This is a genomic window from Neisseria sp. P0021.S006 (assembly GCF_051956895.1).
This window is the reverse complement of the sequence record NZ_JBQCWZ010001243.1, coordinates 1-451: the sequence shown is the minus strand read 5'-3', so window position 1 is coordinate 451 and position 451 is coordinate 1. Positions and strand designations below refer to the sequence as shown.

The window sequence follows — 451 nt, the reverse complement described above, 5'->3', positions numbered from 1 at the left end:
TTATATAACATTGCATCATTTATATGATAAGACTTTTGAGAAAAAAAGGCCGTCTGAAAACGAAGCGTGGTTTTCAGACGGCCTTTAGCTTGTATGCAGGTTTAAATGAAAACGGAACAATCTCTCAACTGCCTGGTTTGGGTAAGGCAGAAAGTCATGGCAGATTGTTTGCTTTCATTGAAAGTATTACTTGGTTTCGGCGGCTTTAGCGCCAGCGGTCTCGGCAATCAAATCTAAGAATACCAACGGCTTTTTGCCGATATTTTTGAGTGCATGGGACTGACCGGGGCGGGCGATGGTAATGTCGCCGGCGCTGACTTCGGTTTGTTTGCCTTCGCTATCGGTAAAAAGGCCTTTGCCGGATACGATAATGTAAACGTCTTCATTGCCGGTATGTTTGTGTTGGCCGATGGAAGCGCCAGGCGGAAGAGTGAGCCAGCCGATTTCTTTG

Annotated in this window: 1 protein-coding gene; it reads right to left on the bottom strand. The window is 46.1% G+C overall.

The genetic code is table 11. The annotated features are described in order from the left end of the window. Positions 1-186: 186 nt before the first annotated feature. On the bottom strand, positions 187-451 hold a 265-nt coding region (locus ACTHUM_RS19690), incomplete at its 5' end, for a cupin domain-containing protein (RefSeq protein ID WP_440403968.1).